The organism is Streptomyces sp. NPDC045431 (genome assembly GCF_040646655.1).
In the GTDB taxonomy this organism is placed as follows: domain Bacteria; phylum Actinomycetota; class Actinomycetes; order Streptomycetales; family Streptomycetaceae; genus Streptomyces.
In genome coordinates, this window is the sequence record NZ_JBEZAQ010000012.1 from 23,704 (window position 1) to 40,307 (window position 16,604).

General features: G+C 73.0%; 14 protein-coding genes and 2 pseudogenes. 9 read left to right on the plus strand and 7 right to left on the minus strand.

Annotated elements, in window-relative coordinates; translation table 11 throughout:
- Nucleotides 1-135: 135 nt before the first annotated feature.
- Nucleotides 136-1,796: pseudogene (locus tag AB0A69_RS22860) on the plus strand (serine/threonine-protein kinase).
- Between the two features lie 213 nt (nt 1,797-2,009).
- On the opposite strand, the gene AB0A69_RS22865 reads toward AB0A69_RS22860, so the two are convergent.
- Nucleotides 2,010-2,606 (minus strand): hypothetical protein, encoded by a 597-nt coding sequence (locus AB0A69_RS22865; protein WP_361424899.1) that lies wholly within the window; start codon nt 2,604-2,606, stop codon nt 2,010-2,012.
- A 65-nt stretch (nt 2,607-2,671) separates the two neighbouring features.
- A pseudogene (locus tag AB0A69_RS22870) lies at nt 2,672-3,182 on the minus strand (aminoglycoside phosphotransferase family protein); the annotation flags it as partial.
- 278 nt (nt 3,183-3,460) lie between these two features.
- Between AB0A69_RS22870 and AB0A69_RS22875 the strand changes: the two are divergent.
- A complete protein-coding gene (locus tag AB0A69_RS22875; RefSeq protein WP_361424902.1) occupies nt 3,461-4,387 on the plus strand; it encodes an NADP-dependent oxidoreductase in 927 nt (308 codons plus the stop codon).
- A gap of 36 nt (nt 4,388-4,423) precedes the next feature.
- A complete protein-coding gene (locus AB0A69_RS22880) occupies nt 4,424-5,362 on the plus strand; it encodes an AraC family transcriptional regulator (protein WP_361424905.1) in 939 nt (312 codons plus the stop codon).
- Between the two features lie 20 nt (nt 5,363-5,382).
- Here AB0A69_RS22880 and AB0A69_RS22885 read toward each other — a convergent pair whose 3' ends face one another.
- Nucleotides 5,383-6,582, minus strand: coding sequence for a hypothetical protein (locus AB0A69_RS22885; RefSeq protein ID WP_361424908.1), 1,200 nt, complete (start codon nt 6,580-6,582; stop codon nt 5,383-5,385).
- A gap of 61 nt (nt 6,583-6,643) precedes the next feature.
- Entirely contained in the window at nt 6,644-7,039 is a 396-nt protein-coding gene (locus AB0A69_RS22890; protein WP_361424911.1) for a GNAT family N-acetyltransferase, read from the minus strand.
- A 174-nt stretch (nt 7,040-7,213) separates the two neighbouring features.
- On the opposite strand from AB0A69_RS22890, the gene AB0A69_RS22895 reads away from it, so the two are divergent.
- Nucleotides 7,214-9,538: a hypothetical protein gene (locus tag AB0A69_RS22895; RefSeq protein WP_361424914.1), complete on the plus strand. Its 2,325-nt coding sequence runs from the start codon at nt 7,214-7,216 to the stop codon at nt 9,536-9,538.
- Nucleotides 9,539-9,547: 9 nt separating this feature from the next.
- On the plus strand, nt 9,548-9,958 hold the full coding sequence (locus AB0A69_RS22900; RefSeq protein ID WP_361424917.1) for a hypothetical protein: 411 nt from the start codon (nt 9,548-9,550) through the stop codon (nt 9,956-9,958).
- Between the two features lie 48 nt (nt 9,959-10,006).
- Here the strand turns inward: AB0A69_RS22900 and AB0A69_RS22905 are convergent, their stop codons facing one another.
- From AB0A69_RS22905 to AB0A69_RS22915, 3 genes are all read right to left on the minus strand, one after another.
- Complete coding sequence (locus tag AB0A69_RS22905; RefSeq protein ID WP_361424920.1) at nt 10,007-10,864, minus strand: GNAT family N-acetyltransferase; 858 nt, start codon at nt 10,862-10,864, stop codon at nt 10,007-10,009.
- A gap of 118 nt (nt 10,865-10,982) precedes the next feature.
- Nucleotides 10,983-11,291, minus strand: a complete 309-nt coding sequence (locus AB0A69_RS22910; RefSeq protein ID WP_361424923.1) for a hypothetical protein — start codon at nt 11,289-11,291, stop codon at nt 10,983-10,985.
- Between the two features lie 118 nt (nt 11,292-11,409).
- Nucleotides 11,410-12,087 (minus strand): helix-turn-helix domain-containing protein, encoded by a 678-nt coding sequence (locus AB0A69_RS22915; RefSeq protein ID WP_361424925.1) that lies wholly within the window; start codon nt 12,085-12,087, stop codon nt 11,410-11,412.
- 183 nt (nt 12,088-12,270) lie between these two features.
- Here AB0A69_RS22915 and AB0A69_RS22920 point away from each other — a divergent pair, with 183 nt between their 5' ends.
- The 4 genes from AB0A69_RS22920 to AB0A69_RS22935 all read left to right on the plus strand — a co-directional run bounded on the left by AB0A69_RS22920 (nt 12,271) and on the right by AB0A69_RS22935 (nt 16,534).
- Nucleotides 12,271-13,479 (plus strand): cytochrome P450, encoded by a 1,209-nt coding sequence (locus tag AB0A69_RS22920; RefSeq protein WP_361424928.1) that lies wholly within the window; start codon nt 12,271-12,273, stop codon nt 13,477-13,479.
- Nucleotides 13,476-13,712, plus strand: a complete 237-nt coding sequence (locus AB0A69_RS22925; RefSeq protein WP_361424931.1) for a ferredoxin — start codon at nt 13,476-13,478, stop codon at nt 13,710-13,712. The genes AB0A69_RS22920 and AB0A69_RS22925 overlap by 4 nt, the downstream gene beginning before the upstream one ends.
- A 93-nt stretch (nt 13,713-13,805) precedes the next feature.
- Nucleotides 13,806-15,449: an alpha/beta fold hydrolase gene (locus tag AB0A69_RS22930; protein ID WP_361424934.1), complete on the plus strand. Its 1,644-nt coding sequence runs from the start codon at nt 13,806-13,808 to the stop codon at nt 15,447-15,449.
- Between the two features lie 80 nt (nt 15,450-15,529).
- Nucleotides 15,530-16,534: a metallophosphoesterase family protein gene (locus AB0A69_RS22935; RefSeq protein WP_361424937.1), complete on the plus strand. Its 1,005-nt coding sequence runs from the start codon at nt 15,530-15,532 to the stop codon at nt 16,532-16,534.
- The last annotated feature ends 70 nt before the right edge of the window (nt 16,535-16,604 follow it).

Consider the following 16,604-nt stretch of genomic DNA (forward strand, 5'->3'; position numbering starts at 1 on the left):
GCCGTGTACCAGTCCTACGCCGCGGCACCGGAGTTGAGGCCCTCACCCTCGCCCGGGTCCGCGGTCGCGGTCACGGTCGCGGTCGCGGTCGCGGTCGCTGCGGCAAGGAGCTGCGTTCGTTGGCATGATGAGGCCATGACGATTCACGGGGGGCAGCAGGATCCGACCAGTTACGAGCTCCAGCCGCCGGGACCGGCGGTTTCGCCGGCGCAGCCGCCGTTGCCTCCGCCGGGACCGCCGCAGGTGGCGCCGCGCGTGCAGCCGGAGGTGCCGGGGAGGGCCGGCGCCTCGGGCATGCCCGGGCCCGAGGCCGGAGCGGGGCGGCTGGTGGGCGGGCGGTACCGGCTGCTGGAGCGGCTCGGTGCCGGAGGCATGGGGACCGTCTGGCGGGCGCGCGACGAGGTGGTGGACCGCGACGTGGCCGTCAAGGAGCCGCGCCTGCCGGACACGCTGACCGCCGGCGAGCGCCACAACGCGCACCAGCGCATGGAGCGGGAGGCCCGCGCGGCGGCCCGGATCGACCATCCCTCGGTCGTCACCATCCACGACGTCGTCACCGAGGACGACAGCCCCTGGATCGTGATGGAGCTGGTACGCGGCCAGTCCCTCGCCGACCTGCTCGACGAGGGCACGCTCCCCTCGCCGGAGGCCGCCCGGATCGGTGTCGCGGTGCTCGGCGCGCTCTCCGCCGCCCACGAGGCCGGAGTGTGCACCGGGACGTGAAGCCCGGCAACGTCATGGTCGGCCGCCACGACAGAGTCGTCCTCACGGACTTCGGCATCGCCCAGGTCGAGGGCGAGCAGAAGCTCACCGAGACCGGCGGCTTCGTCGGCTCCCCCGAGTACGTCGCCCCCGAGCGCGTACTGGGGCGCAGGCCGGGGCCCGAGTCGGACCTGTGGTCCCTGGGCGTGATGCTCTATCAGGCCGTCGAGGGCGTTTCGCCGTTCCGGCGCCAGACCACCCCGTCCACTCTCCAGGCGATCCTGCTGGCCGAGCTGCCGCCCACCCAGCACGCCGGGGACCTGGGGGACGTGATCCGCGGACTGCTGCGCAAGGAGCCGGAGGCCCGGCTGTCCGCCACGGAGGCGCTGGCGATGCTGCGTGCCGCCGCGGCGCCCCGCGAGACCCGGCCGGTCCAGGACACCGCCCGCTCCGCCACGGCGCCGCCCGGCTCCGGCGGGCCCCTCGCGGCCGGCGACGGCTCGGCGCGCAGGAAGCGTTACGCGCTGGTGGCCGCCGCCGGGGCGGCGGTGCTCGCGCTGGTCACGACGCTGGTGTTCCAGTTCACCGGGGACGAGCTGCCAGAGGGGTGGAAGCGGTACGACGAATACCGGATGCAGCTCTCCGTCGCGGCGCCCGCGGACTGGAAGATCACCACCGAGGACGCACTGGACAACCAGGCGGGCCCCTACACCGCGACCCGCTACACCGCGCCCTCCGGTGACACGTCGATCCTGGTGGACGAGTTGAAGAACGTCACCGAGACCCCGCTGGCGACCGCGGAGCGCTGGAAGCGCGAGTACACCGAGGCCACACCGCCGCAGGGCGGTCAGCCGGCCGTGGCGGCCGTGAAGCCGGACAACCACCAGGGCAGGGACGCCGCGCTGTTCACCACCACCCACAGCGTGGAGGCCGAGGGCACACCCCGCCGTCTGAACAAGACGCTCGTCGTGGTCACCTCCCGCCAGGAGCGGCTCACCCTCACGGTCTCCCTGCCCGCCGGAAAGGAAGCGGAGAAGAAGGCCGACGAGCTCCTGGGCAAGGCGCGGTCGGAGTTCGAGATCCGCGACCTGTGACGGACGTCCGGCGGGCCGTCCTCCCCTCTCCACGCGGAGGGGGAGGCGGCGCCGGTACCGGACGATCACCGGTTGCGTGCCGCCTGACCAGCGGCACCGCCCTGCCGGGTCGATGCTCAGTGGGTACGTACGCGACTGGCTTTCGCGCGCCGGCTGGGGGCAGGCGGTCACCTTCACGGTGGAGCAGCCCGAACAGGACGCGGCGAGGCGCTGTCAGATCTTGCCCATGTGCTCCACCGTGCGGTGCCCCAGGTGCCGCCTGAACGTCGCGTAGAAGTCGGTGGACAACGGCGGCCAGCCCCAGAAGTCGAAGGCGAGGGCGCCCACCGCGAAACCGGATTCCCACTGCCACTCGGTGACCGGCACCGAGGCACCGCAGGCAGGGCAGGGGGCGCTCCCCTCCCCCGTTTCCTTCCAGTCGGCGATGGCGGCCTTGAACGGCTGCCACACCTTGTCGTCCGCCTCGAACTCCTCGGGGTAGTCGATGAACACGGTCCTGCCGCCGCACCGCGGGCAGACGGCGTACTCGGCCTCGTCCGCGCCCTGGCCACCGACGTGGTAGTCGCGCCCGACGATGACGGCGACCGGGCCCGGCAGCCAGGACGGGTCCGATGAGTCCGCGACGGCCCGCGCCCAGTCGGGGCCCGGCACGTAGCCCTGGTCCACGGTCGTGCTGTACACCCCGGTGCTGGACAGTTCCCGCGTGATGAGTCCCTCGGTGACCATCCAGGCGACCATCCGCTCCGCGAGCGGCCCGGCCTCCTCGCCGGTCACCTCGACGTCGACGATCCGCTCGAAGAAGTCGCCCATCGTCTCCACCTCCCGCCACGTGCACCGTGCACCGTGCCTGCCGGGGAATACTGCCAGTCCGACTTCTACGGCCGCTTCGCCGGGACCGGCCGGAGCCCGGGCCAGCGCGTGAGCATGGTGCGGCGCATGCCGGCGGTGAGGCTGCCGACGCCGCTGAGAGGGGGGGTGGCCGACGGTCATCCCGCTGACGACACGGAGCCGGTGGACGAGCCGTTGCCGGGCCGTCACCGTGCCCCACTTCCAGTCCCCGCTCGGAATCCGCGCCAGGTGGTCCTCGCTCCCGCGGCGTGCCCGCTCGACGAGCGCGTCGCCGCGGAGCAGCCAGCCGGCACACGCGTCGGCGAGGCCGACGTGGGCCTCGCGGCCGTCGTGGGCCTCGGAGCCGGTCGCGGTGCGCCACGCCTCGCGGTAGGCGTGCTCCGCCCGTTCCAGCAGGGGCTGGGCCGCCGAAGTGACACACCAGCAGGTCGGAAAGCCGATGCGCAGATAGGCCAGCTCCATCAGGCCGCTGCCCAGTGAGGCCTGCTCGAAGTCGACGAATCGGACGCCCGTCGCGGTGTGGAGGTCATTCCACGGGCGCCGGTGCTCCAGATGCTCACTTCCACGCGGCCGCGGACCGGTGGGCCCCCCGGAATGCACGGGTTCGAGATCCGGCGCGGTGCGCCGCCTCACCGGACGCCACACGCCCACAGAGCCCGCATCGAATGGCCAGGACACCCGCTCGGCGAGACGCTGGGACATCTACGGGAGACAGCGGAACATTCACCCGCTCATTGGTTCTTCCTAGAGTCGAGGCATCGAGGAGCGGCCGGACAACCTGCCGCTCCAGCAGTCGACTTGAAGGAGCACCCGCCATGCGCGCTGTCGTCCAGAAGACTTTCGGCGGACCCGAGGTACTGGAAGTCGTGGAGACCGAACGCCCCGCTCCCCTCGGCGCCGAGGTGCTGATCCGCGTGCACGCCAGCGGCGTCAATCCGGTGGACGCGGCCGTGCGCTCCGGCGCCCTGCCGCTGCTCGGCGAGCCGCCGTTCGGGGTCGGGTGGGACGTCTCCGGTGTCGTCGAGGAAGTGGGGCCGGGGGCACGGTTCAAGCCCGGTGACGAGGTGTTCGGCATGCCGTTCTTCCCCCGGGCCGCCACCGGGTACGCCGAGTACGTCGCCGTCCCTTCCCGCCAGGTGGCGCGCAAGCCGGCCGGTCTCGACCATGTGCAGGCCGCCGCCCTTCCCCTGGCGGGACTGACGGCCTGGCAGGGCCTGGTCGACGCCGCGCGGCTGGAGGCGGGCCAGCGGGTGCTGATCCACCGGGCGGCGGGCGGCGTGGGGCACCTGGCCGTCCAGATCGCCAAGGCCCGGGGCGCGCACGTGATCGCCCTGGCGAGCGAGCCGAAGCACGCGTTCGTACGCTCCCTCGGCGCCGACGAGGTGCTCGACTACCGCACCACCGACTACGCCGGGGCCGTCCGGGACGTCGACGTCGTCTTCGACTCCAGCTCCGAGGGCACGCGTTCCCTCGAAGTCCTGCGCCCCGGGGGCACCCTCGTCAGCATCATGGAGCACTGGAACCGGGAACTCGCCGCACGGATCGAGGCGGCCGGGCGTCGCTTCGCCGGTGTTTCCGTCGAACCCGACTACGCCTCCCTGGAGGCCATGGCCGCGCTCGTCGACTCCGGGCGCCTCCGCCCCCACATCGCCGAGACCTTCCCGCTCGAAGAGGCGGCCAAGGCCCATGAACTGGTCGGCTCGGGGCGCGTGCAGGGCAAGGTCGTCCTGACCATAGCCTGAGCCCGGCAGGGAAGAGAGACGCGGAGGTGTGGTGCGATGGACGTGCTGACAGAGGCCCTGAACTCCATGAAGACCCAGGTGCCCACCTCCGTACGGACCGAGGGCCGGGCGCCGTGGGGCCTGCGGCTGCCCCCGGCGGCGGGCGCAGGATTCCACGTGGTCCTGCGCGGGACGTGCTGGCTGGTCCCCATGGACGACACGGTGCGCCTGGAGCCGTTCGTCCTGAACCCCGGCGACGTGGTGTTCCTGCGCAACGGCCCCGGGCACGCGCTCGCCGACCACCCCTCCACGCCCGCCCATGAGGAACGCCCCGACCAGTTCCACCCCGACGGGCCCATCGGCACCGTCACCGTCGGCGGCGACGGCCCCCGTACGACCCTGCTGTGCGGGAACTACCACCTCGACCAGGCCCGTCCTCATCCGCTGGTCCGCCAGCTCCCCGAGGTCGTGCACCTCTCCACCGGGCTTGGCCACCACCCCGAACTCAGCGCGGCCGTCGGCCTCCTCGCCGCCGAGTTGGAGAACCCGCGCATCGGCTCCGCCGGCATCGTGCCCGCGCTGATCGAATCGCTGCTGCTCTACATCCTGCGCGCCTGGTTCGAGTCCCAGCCCGCGGCCACGGCCACGGGCTGGGCGGCGGCCCTCACCGACCCGGCCGTCGCCCCGGCGCTCGCGTCCCTCCACGAGAAGCCCGACGCCCAGTGGACCGTCGAGTCCCTCGCCCGGTCCGCGGGCCTGTCCCGGGCCGCCTTCGCCCGCCGCTTCACCGCGCTCGTGGGCGAGCCGCCCATGGCGTACCTCACGCGCTGGCGGATGACCACGGCCGCCACACTCCTGCGCGAGTCGGAGGTGCCTCTGACGACCGTGGCCGCCCGCACCGGATACAGCTCCGAGTACGCCTTCGCGAAGGCCTTCAAACGCGAGTACGGGCTGGCGCCGGGCGGCTACCGCCGCCAGTCCCGCAGCGCCGCCTAGGAGACCGGCGGGCGAGCCCGCTACCGCGGTGGGGGCGCCGGGGTGTGCAAGGCCTCGACCCTGCGCCGCAGCAGCTGCAGGGCGCCGCGCTGCCGCCCCGGGACCCGGCTGCGCAGTCTGACGAGGGCGGGGGCCAGCGCGCGGGCGGCCTGGGCGTCGCGGAGCTGTTCCCACTGGTGGTGGGCGCGGTCGACGGCGCCTTCGACGTCCGGGTGGTCCGGGGCCTGTTGGCGTTGGAGGCGGGCCTCGGCGGCGGCGATCCACAGCTCGCAGCTTCGCGCCGCGTCGTGGGCGAGGCGGGCGAGGTCGGCGCGGACCTCCAGCCAGTGGATGACCTGCGGCGAGCCGGGCCCGTACGCCTGCAGGGCCTCCTGCTCGCACGCCTGAGCGGCGGCTTGGGCCTCTCCGTGGCGTCCGGCCTTCGCGGCGCCGAGGATCGCGGGCAGCGGGTCCGGCGTACCGCCGGGTGCGGGCGGTACGGGCGGTACGGGCGTCACGTGCGCTACCGGGGCCGCCGGGGCTGCCGCTTGCGGGGGCACAGCGGGCCCCTGCGCCGTCCCGGCGCCCGACGGGGGCTCGGCGGCGAACAGCAGGCTGCCCTCGGCACCGGCCTGCACCGCGGCCTGGGCGTGCAGGTCGGCGAGGGACGGGCGTGCTCCGCTGCGCCAGATCGACGTACAGGCTCTCAGGTAGTCGGGGGTCGCGAGCGTACGACGGTCCGGAGGTGGCGCGATGCGCCCGTAGACGCGTATCCCGTAGCCGAGCGCCAGCTCGGACGGCCGCGTCGCCAGCCGCTCCCACACCGCCGTGTCGGCGACCAGGTCCACGACCACCACGGTGGTGCCGGGGCGGCGGAGCTTGAGTTCGCCGGCGATCCAGTGCCAGGGCAGTGCGGTGTAGCGCAGGGTGGAGGGTGTCGTACGGGCGAGCGCGAAGTGCGGCAGACGCTGCTTGTGGTCCAGGTGGAGCTGGCCGGTGATGTAGAGCGCCAGCGGCCCGGGTGAGGCCACGGCGGCGCGCAGACGGGTCAGCACCGCCTGCGGTTCGAGTGGGTCGGCGAGTTCGACGAGCGTCGCCGCGGCCGTTCCCGTCAGTGCCGCCGGAGGTACCGCCGCGAGCGCCGGCAGGACGCTCACCGCGTCGATGAGACGTCCCTTGCCGACGGGTGAGGCCGCGAGGACGAGCGCCGTCCCTGCCCCATCGTGCCCATTGATCACCACGTCAGCACCGTATCGGCTCCGCTCGCAGGGACGGCAACCGGAGGGCCGGGGCCCGCCGCGCTCATAGGGCGATCAGCCCGGCTCGCGTCTCCGTGAAGCCGCAGGCGTCGACGTAGAACGGACGCAGGTGCTCCTCGAAGTCGACGTGCAGCCACGCGCACTTCGCGGCACGGGCTCCTTCGGCCGCGGCCGCGACGAGCGCGGCTCCGACCCCTCTCGACCGGGTCTGCCGGGCGACGACCGTGTCCAGGAGGAAGGCGTGGGCCCCGCCGTCCCAGGCGACGTTGACGAAGCCGATCAGAGCGCCGTCTTCCCGCGCGCAGACCCAGCCGAGGCTGTGGCGCTGGAGTCGGTCCCGCCAGTCGGTCCGTGCGACGGGGTGGCCGAAGCCGTCGGCGTGCAGCGCGTTGAGGGCGGTGTTGTCGACGTCGCCCCGCCACTCGTACGTGATCGTCACACCCCGATCGTACGTCTGCGCCTGCCCCGCGCCACGTGCCGTACTCGTCAAGGGAGTTGTCGCGCATTCGGCTGACACCCGGCCGCCCGCTTCCTAGAGTACGGAGTCTCGGATCTGGCGGGGGTGGGTGCCGTGGGACGTGCGGGTGACAGAGGGAGGATCGTCTTCCTCTGCGTGTTTCTGATCGTGCTGGGCGGCCCGTGGACGCGTGAGGCGCTCATCGCGTCGTGGCCGGAGAACCACGTGCTCTCGCTGGTCCACCAGGCGCTGTTCGTCCCTCAGTGGGACCTGTCGCCGGAAACCGACCCCGTGGCCCGCGAGGTGGGCTGGCCGGCCAACCTGGGGACCGCGGCGCTGCTGGCCGGGGTCGTCCTCGTCGTTCCCCGGCTGGTCGGCCGCGCTCCCGCGACAGGCGTACGGTGGGCCGCCGCGCTGGGGGCGGGGGTGCTCGTCTCGGTCCTGAGCATGGTGGTGTCCTGGACCGTGGTCGCGAACGCCGGGCCCGGCGTGTTCCTCGCCTACGGCCGGGACGCCGACGGCATCCTCGTCACCTTCCTCGTCGACGGTCTGGTCTTCGGCGTACTGCTGGGCCTCCTGATCGCGTTCCTGTACGCGGGTACGTACACGGCTGCGCAGGCCCGGGGCCGGACGGCATCACGTATCCGCGCACCGCGCGCACTCCGTGAACGGAGCACCGCCATGACGCACGTATCCCCGGACGTCCCCGATGCCGTCGCGACCGGCGCCGGGCCGAGGGACGCCACCCGCTACCTGTGTGCCGCCGCGTACACGGACCCGGCCTTCGCCCGCCGTGTGGTGGAGGACGTGCTGGGGGACGGGCTCGGTGCGATCGCCGTGTCGCCCGGGGTCGATCTGGTGCCGGTCGCCCGGCACAGCCTCACCGCCCGGCGGCTGCGCCGGCAGCGGGACCGCGAGCTGACCGTGGCCTTCGGCGTCATCGCGCTGTTCGGTCCTCTGTGGCTGGTCTTCGCCCGGGTGGCCTTCGGGGCCCTGGGGTCGGCCGCCCGGCCGCGGGCACGGCAGCATGCGGTACGCGGACGGGAACTGCCGTACGCGTCCGGGGCCGTGTGGCGGCTCGCCGGCACGGCGGTCGCCCTCCTCCTGGTGGGCGTGCTGGCGGGTACGTGGTTGTCGTCCCTGCCGCTCCCCGGCCTGGTGAAGTGGCTCGTCGGCGGCTACTCGTGGGGCATCTCGTCGCTCGTCGCCGTCATCGTGGGCGGCGTACTCGCGCTGCGTACCGTCACCGCCGAGGAGGCGGACGTCGACGCGCGGCTGCGTGGCGCGCTGCGGCGTGACGCCTTCGACCCGGAGGCACTGCCACGGCCGGGCGCGGTGGAGCCGTGGGCGGCGGAGCGGATCGCGGCGGTGGCGGAGGCCCAGCGCGGCAACGTCACGTGCTACAGCGGCTTCTCGCCGTTCATCGGGTACGGGAGGCAGGAGTCCCAGTGGACGCTGTCGTTGCCGCTACTGCCGGCCGAGCCCGCGCCCGGAGCGGGACGCGACGAACCGCCGGCGGCCGTCGCCGACTTCACCGCCTGGGACGTGGTGGAGCGGTTGCGCCACCGGCTGCGCGCGGCGGCGGGCGGGCTGCCGGTCGTCCCCGGCCCCGGCCGGTGGCATGACGACGGGGCGCCGGGCGCCCTCACGCACGACGCGCGGCTCGTGGGACTCGCCGTGGAGGACCGGGTGTTCGTCAGTGGGCGGGAACTCACCGAGGACGGGCCCTTCCTGCCCGACCCGCTGCGCGCGCCCGCCACCCGGCTTCCCGCCGAGGAGCTGGAGCGCATCGCCACGCACCCCGACGGGGTGGCCCGCCACTGCCTGGCGGCTCACCTCCCCTTGTGGGGCGGCGAGGTCGTGCCCAGCCACTTCCTGCACGTGGCGGTGGTGGGCAGGACGCTCCACCTGCGCTGCGAGCGCTTCGTCCTCGGGCCCGTACGGCGCGATCTGCACGCGGTCGACGTGCTTCTGCGCAGCCCCGACGACGCGCGTCTGGCGCTGACGGTCAAGGCGCTGGGGCGTACCGGCCCGGCGCTGTGGGGCGCGCCCCGGTCCTGGCTGGCGGACGTCCTCGCGGAGCGCCGCCGGGCCCGCCGACTGCTCCACGAGAAGATGGCGGCGGACGACGACCCCGCTTACGACCGGGGCGCCCGCGTGAGCGTCCGCGAGGAGGTCCAGGGCCCGGAGTACTTCCACCACTTCCAGTTCGGCGACGCGCAGCGCGTGCTGAACGCCCTGGACCGGCATGCCCTCGCGGCCGTCCGGGACTTCCTGGACGAACACGGCGTGGACACGGCCGACTTCCGTACCCAGACGCAGACGATCCTCAACCACGGTGTCCTGCAGACGGGCGGCGTCAGCGTGGTGGGGAACCAGGCCGTGGGCCAAGGCGCCCAGGCGACCGCAGAGTCGGCCACGGCCACAGCCGCACCCACGGCCGGGAACCCGGCGCGGTCCGGTGGCCCCGCCCAGCGATAGGAGAGGCACGTGTCCGGTCAAGCTCCCCAGTCCCCCTCCCCCGACGAGCCGTCCCGCGTGCTCAACTTCGGTGTGCAGCAGTACGGCGGTCAGAGCCAGGTCGCCAACCAGGCGGTGGGCCCGCACGCGCGGGCCGTCGCCGGGCGCGTCTCCATCCAGCCGCCCGGAACGGACCAGCGCGCCCAGGTGGACGCCCTGCTGCTGCTCGTCGAGCGCCTGCTGGACGACCACAGGGCCGCCCTGCCGGACCAGGAGTCGCCCCGGGCCGAGCTGCGCAGACTGCGCGAGGAGCTCGACGAGGACGCTCCCGAGCCCGGGGTCGTACGGCGGGCCCTGGAGCGGCTCGCGCTCTTCGCCCAGCCCGCGGCGCCCCTGGCGGCGGCCGTCGCCGAACTCACCCGGGCGTTCCAGTCGTTCTGAGCCCGACCGGACGGTTCGGTCGGCTTTCGGTCGGCCGGTTCGGTCGGCTCATGTGAAGTCGTACACGGTCCAGTCGGTGACCGGGACGTACCCGAGGCGCTGGTAGAGGGCGTTGCTGGTGGGGTTGGCCGCGTTCGTGAACAGCACGACCTCCTCGGCGCCCGCGGCCAGCGCGGCCCGGCTCACCTCGACCGTCACGGCGCCCGCGTAGCCGCGGCCGCGCAGGTGGGCCGGGGTGTGGACGGGGTCGACCTGGACCATGCCGGCGACCATCGGGTTGGCGCCCGCCATGGAGACGGGCGTGCCGTCCGGGGTCTCCCAGAACGTGTAGCGCTTGTCGGCGAAGCGTGTGCCGGCCCAGGAGGCGGCGTCGATCGAGACGTCCTCCCCGACGTCCGCGGCGAACTCGGCGCACCAGCGCATGAGCCGGTCATGGTCCCGCTCCCCCACAAGCCGGCCCCGGCCCGCCGGAAACGGCGTGGGCGGGGTGAGCGTGCCGAGCCGGTACAGGCACAGCCGGACGCGCGGAACCGGCTCCGCTCCTGTGTGCCGCCGCCAGGCCTCTGCGAAGGCCGTGGCGGTGCCGTCGTCCGCGCTGACGTAGGGCAGGGAGTGCCCGAGGGCGGCCAGGTGGGCGGCAAGGCCGTCGGCCTGCTCGGGGGTGAGGGGGGTGAGCCCCAGGCCGCGGGAGGGAAGGCGGTGCAGGGTCGCGAGGACCTCGCCCGTCCGCTCGAGGTGGCCGAAGAGGGTGGCTTGCGCACCGTAGGCGTCCGCACCGCGGGCGCGCAGCCTCGCGATCACGGTCAGCGGCATGATGTGCGGGACGGGGCGCGAGCGCAGGAACGCCCCGGCGTGGGCGAGGAATGCGTCGACGTCTTCGGTGAGGTGCCAGTGATCCGGGCGCATGCCGCATGATCCCCGCCGCGGTCGGGTGAGGGCAAGGCGCGTGCGGTGCGGGCGAGCGCCGCCGCGCTTGGCGCTCGGGGCGGCGCGCCACCGCGGACCGGCACCGGCCGCCGGCGCCTCAACCGCTGGCGAACGCGGAGAGCAGCGTGTCCGCCCGGAGCTGGAGTCCGGCCGTCATGGTTCCCCGTACCGTTACGGAGACTTCCTCGCCTCCGACCGCGCGCGCGAGCAGAACCGCAATCTCGTGCACGTCACCGACCAGGGGATACGCGTACCAGCACTCGGACCGCTCGTCATCGGTCTCCTCGACCGCCAGGGCCACGGTCTCCCAGTCGGTGGCGTCGAAGTCGTAGGCGGCGTAGCGCGACAACAGCTCGAGGAAGGGACGCAGGTTGCTCTTCCAGATCCATCCGCCGACTTCTGCCATGGTTCCCCCTGGTTGACTTCCGTCGTTCCGAGTCCGGTCCCCTGGACCGGCGGCGGGCCGGGCTGTTGATCGTATAAGCAAGGCCGTGTGCCGCCCCCGGTGAGGTTCACGAAGTCCGTCACCCCAGAAGGGCGCGCCACCGGTCGGCCGAGTCCTGCATGTCGAGGACGACCCGCTCCAGAAACCTCCCGCCCTTGGACAGCCGCCGTCCCGCGGGCTCGTCGGGGCCGAGTGTCTCCGCCGCCGCCATCGCGGCCTGGGCCACCTGGAGCGTCTGGCGCGCGCTGACCTCGATGGAGTGGTACCAGGCCTCGTCGTCGACCACGTAGACGTCGCGCCGCCGTCGCGGATCGCGCTCGCGCCGGACGAAGCCGTGCTGGACCAGGAAGTTCACGGCCACGGAGACGGAGGCCGGGCTGACGCCCAGTCTGCGGGTCAGTTCGGCCGCGGTGCGTCTGCCGTCCTCCGACAGGAGCAGGTCGACGTGCACGCGCGCCGTCATCCTCGACATGCCCGACCTGACCGCCAGTTGGATGATCTCCTCTTCCATCGGGCCGCCGCCCGGCGGGCGGGCCGCCCGCGCGGGTGCCGGCCTGCCGCGCCGCGCTCGCCGGGCCGTGGCCCGCTGGGCGTGCTGGGGCCGGTAGTCGCCGGGGCCGCCGTTGCGTCCGATCTCCCGGCTGATCGTCGAGGCGGAGCGGTCGAGCCGCCTGGCGATCTCGGCGTACGAGAGTCCGTCGGCGAGTCCGGCCGCGATGCGCTGGCGGTCCTGCTGGGTCAGTCGTCCTCCTGGCATGTCGCGAGTATTGCCTTCGCCGGGCACCCATTGCAACGTGACGTTGCATTCGACGCCAGCGCCTTGCATCAATTTGCCTAGGCTGAGCTGGAGTTATGCCACATTGCCGATTGACGGTCGCACGAAGGCGCCATAGCTTTCAGGCAACACCGAACACGTCATATCGCGACTTGAGGAATGGCCATGGATAAGTCCCTGCACACCGTCACGACCCTGCCGACGGCGCGTCCCCCCGGCTGCCCCTTCGACCCGCCCGCCGAGCTGACCGAGGCTCACCGGCACGGCTCCATCAGCCGCTACACCCACCCCGGCCCCGCCGCGAAACCCGGCTGGGTGATCACCGGCTACGACCTGGTCAGGCAAGTCCTGGCCGACTCGCGGTTCAGCTCCCGCAAGGAGCTCATGAACGTCGTCGACTTCGAGCTTCCTCCGGCGCCGCCGGGCGAGTTCCTCCTCATGGACGAGCCTCGGCACGGGCGCTACCGGAAGCCGCTGGTGGGCAAGTTCACCGTACGGCGGATGCGCCTGCTCACCGAGCGCATCGAGCAGATCACCGCCGAACGCCTGGACGCCATGGCCGAGGCCGGGCCGCCGACGGACCTGGTGACCGCGTTCGCCAAGCCCATCCCCACCATGGTGATCTGCGATCTCCTGGGGGTCCCGTACGAGGACCGGGGCTCGTTCCAGGAGCAGATCGACACCTTCATGGGCGGGGAGGCGAGCGACGAGGAGCTGATAGCGGCCTACACCGCGACGCAGGAGTACCTGGCGGAGCTGGTGGCCGCCAAGCGGGTGCACCCCACCGACGACGTGCTCAGCGAACTCACCGGGACCGACCTGACCGACCAGGAGCTGAAGGGAATCAGCCTGATCCTGCTGGCGGCCGGGTTCGACACCACCGCGAACATGCTGGCGCTCGGCACGTTCGCGTTGCTGCAGAACCCGGAGCAACTGGCCGCGCTGCGCGACGATCCCGCGCTCACCGACGGGGCCGTGGAAGAGCTGCTGCGGTACCTGAGCGTCGCCAAGACGTTCATGAGGACGGCGCTGGAGGACGTCGAGCTGGGCGGCCACACCATTGAGGCCGGCACGACGGTGGTCCTGTCGTTGCACGCCGCCAACCGCGACCCGCAGCGCTTCGCCGATCCGCATGTGCTCGACCTCCACAGGCCGTACGGCGGGCATCTGGCCTTCAGTCACGGCATCCACCAGTGCCTCGGGCAGCAGTTGGCCCGCGTCGAGATGCGGGTCGCGTTCCGCGCGCTGGTCGACCGCTTCCCGACGCTGCGCCTGGCCGTACCGGCCGACGAGGTGGTCCTGCGCCCGGAGACGGCGGACATCGCCGGGGTGAAGAGCCTTCCGGTCACCTGGGACGAGGAGGGGTCGCGGTGAGGCCGGCGGCCCACGTGCGCGTCGACCGTGAGCGCTGCATCGGCGCGGGGATGTGCGTGCTGACCGCTCCCGAGGTCTTCGACCAGGATCCCGACGACGGCCTCGTCATCCTGCTGGACGCCGAGCCGCCCACCGCCCACCGCGCGGCGGCGCGGATGGCCGCCGGTCTCTGCCCCGCGAGGGCGCTCGCGTTCCACGAGCCGGAGTCCGGAGGCCTCGGGACGGCGCGGTGACCATCGGCGTGTGCGGTCGTTCACCAGCGCGCAGCCCCCACACCGACCGGACACGCGTGCACGCACGTACGCATTGATGACGGATGCCGCCCCATGCCCCTGCCCCTGCCCCTGTCCCTGCAGCCACCGCCCGCAGGCTCCCCGTCTCACCGACGACGCCGCCGCCGTGGCGCGGCGGCCGTGGCCGTCGCCGCCGCCCTCGGGCTGGCCTGGTCCGCGACGCCGTCCGCGGCGCCCCGGGCCACCGCACAGGCGGTCGTTCCGCTGCCGCCCGTGCAACGCATCGCGACCGAGCCCGGGGTGACCCTCGACGCCATGGTGTACGCCCCGGCCCCCACCGTACGGGCCCGGGGGGCGCGGCCGCCGCTGTTGGTGATGCCCGGGACGTGGATCGCCGGCAGGCTCCCCTACCTCCTCGAGGCCCGCCACTACGCCGACGCCGGCTATCTCGTGGTGGCGTACTCCCCACGGGGGTGGGGCTCGTCCACCGGCACCATCGACACGGCAGGGCCCCGCGATGTCCGTGACCTGTCGGCCGTCATCGACTGGGCCGTACGCAGTCAGGCGGTCGACCCCGAGCGCATCGGCGTCCTCGGCTACTCCTACGGAGCGGGGATCGGCCTCCTGGGTGCCGCCGCCGATCCGCGGATCGACGCGGTGGCCGCGATCGGCGGGTGGGCGGACCTGGAGGAGGCTCTGCTCGGGCGAACGACGGAGGAACGGGCCAAGATCGCCGTCCTCGCGGCCTCCGCCCGCCTGCTGGGGCGTCCGTCGCCCGAGCTGACGGCGTACGCACGGGAGGCGCTCACCGGGTCCGCCACCGCGGCCATGCGGACGTGGGCGAAGACGCGGTCACCGCGACACCACCTGAAGGCGCTCAACGCGCACCGCCCCGCGGTCTTCCTGGTGCACAACTGGGGAGACATGTTCGTCGCCCCTCCCGCCCAGATGGTCCGCTTCTTCACTGCCCTGCAAGGCCCCAAACACCTGGAGCTGCGGCCGGGTGACCATGTCGAACCGCTGGTGTACTGCGGCCTGAACCTGCGGATCGCCCCGTGCCGGCGCACGCAGCAATGGCTCGACACCTACGTCCGGGACCGGAAGGCCACCGCTCGCGAGCCCCGGCCGCTGCTCGTACGGCCCCGCCTCGGGCACGGCGACGAGGGCTACACCGGCTGGCAGGCCATGACCGGTCGGCGGCCGGCGCTGCGGCCGCTGGTGCCGCGTACCGCCACCGTCCGCACGGGCGTGCTCACCGGTGCGGAAGCGGGCCTGCCGGGCCTGTCCCCCACCCTGGACAAGCACGGCCTGCCGCAGCCGGTCGTCATGCCGCTCCTGCCGGGCGCGGGCGCGGCCGTCTGGGACCTGCTGCCCGGCCGGCCCACGCCCCTGGCGGTACGCGGGACGCCCTCGCTGACCCTGTCGGTCACGCCCAGCGCTGCGCGGGGAACGCTGTTCGCCTACCTCTACGAGGTGGAACCCCTCGGTGTCGGGCGGCTGATCAGCCACGTGCCGTTCACCTTCCGCGACCGCGTCCCCGGGGTGCCGTTCACCGTGGAGTTGGAGATGGGGGCGACGGCGTACGACGTTCCCGCCGGCAACCGGATCAGTCTGGTGGTCGACACCACGGACCCCCTCTACCGGCAGCACAACCCGCCGGGCGCCCGCATGTCCCTGGCCCCGTCGCACCTGACGCTTCCGCTGCGGTCCGGTGCTCCGGCGCTCGGGCACCGTTAGCCGATGAGTGCGCCACGGGAGCCGTCTCGGCGCACAAAACCCTTTGTTCGCCGCACCGCCGCCTCCCTAGCATCGTCCGCATGCGGCGCACGATCATCATCGGCGACATCCACGGCTGCTTCGACGAGTTGCTCGAACTGCTCGACGAGGTCGACATCCAGCCGGACGACCTGCTGGTCAGCGTCGGTGATCTGGTCGACCGCGGCCCGGCGCCCGGTGCGGTGGTCGGGCTCTTCCGTGAGCGCCCGAACTCGGTCGTGGTCATGGGCAACCATGAGCGCAAGCACGTACGCGGCATCCTCTCCTACGCGCAGGAGATCACGCGCTTGCAACTGGGCGACCAGTACGCCGAAACGGTCGACTGGATGCGGACTCTGCCGTACTACTTCGAGAACGAGCACGTCCGTGTCGTCCACGCCGCGATGCTGTCCGGCATTCCTCTGGCCGACCAGCGGGAGGAGATCCTCTGTGGCTCGACGAGGGGTGAACGCGAGCTCACGGCGCTGTTCCCGGACGGCTCGTGGCACGAGCACTACACCGATGCCAAGCCGGTGGTGTTCGGCCATCACGTCACCGGCCGGGAACCGCTGATCCGCGACGGCAGGATCTTCGGTCTCGACACCGGTGCCTGCCACGGCTGGAACCTGACCGCCCTGTGTCTCCCGGGATTCACGGTCCACTCGGTGCAGGCGCGCGCGGACCACTGGTCGGCGGTCAAGCGCCAGTGGCAGTTGCCCGTTCTGCAGGCCAGACCCTGGCACGGCGCCACCTGGCGGGAGCTGGCTGATGCGGCAGAGCGGTTCTCCTCCACATCCGACCCAGCGGTGCACCGGTGGCTGGAGGCACTCCAGGAGTGGGCCGCGGCTCTGCAGGCGACGTTCCCCACCCTGGTCGCCGCAGCGCATCGAGCCGCCGACGGGCTCACCCCGGACGCGATGCGCCGGCATCCTGCTGCGAAGGTTCTCTTCCAAGCCCGTAACGGCCGTCTCGATCAGACCAGTCTGGCCAGGCAGTGCCCGACACCGGGCAGGACGATCGAACTGGCGGCCGCGCTGGGGCTGATACTGGACGATCTGCCCGACTGACCCCACCCGGTACGGACTCCTCAATCAGGATCCCGACCAGTGTGCGCCCCTGCGTCCCCGCCTTTCCCCC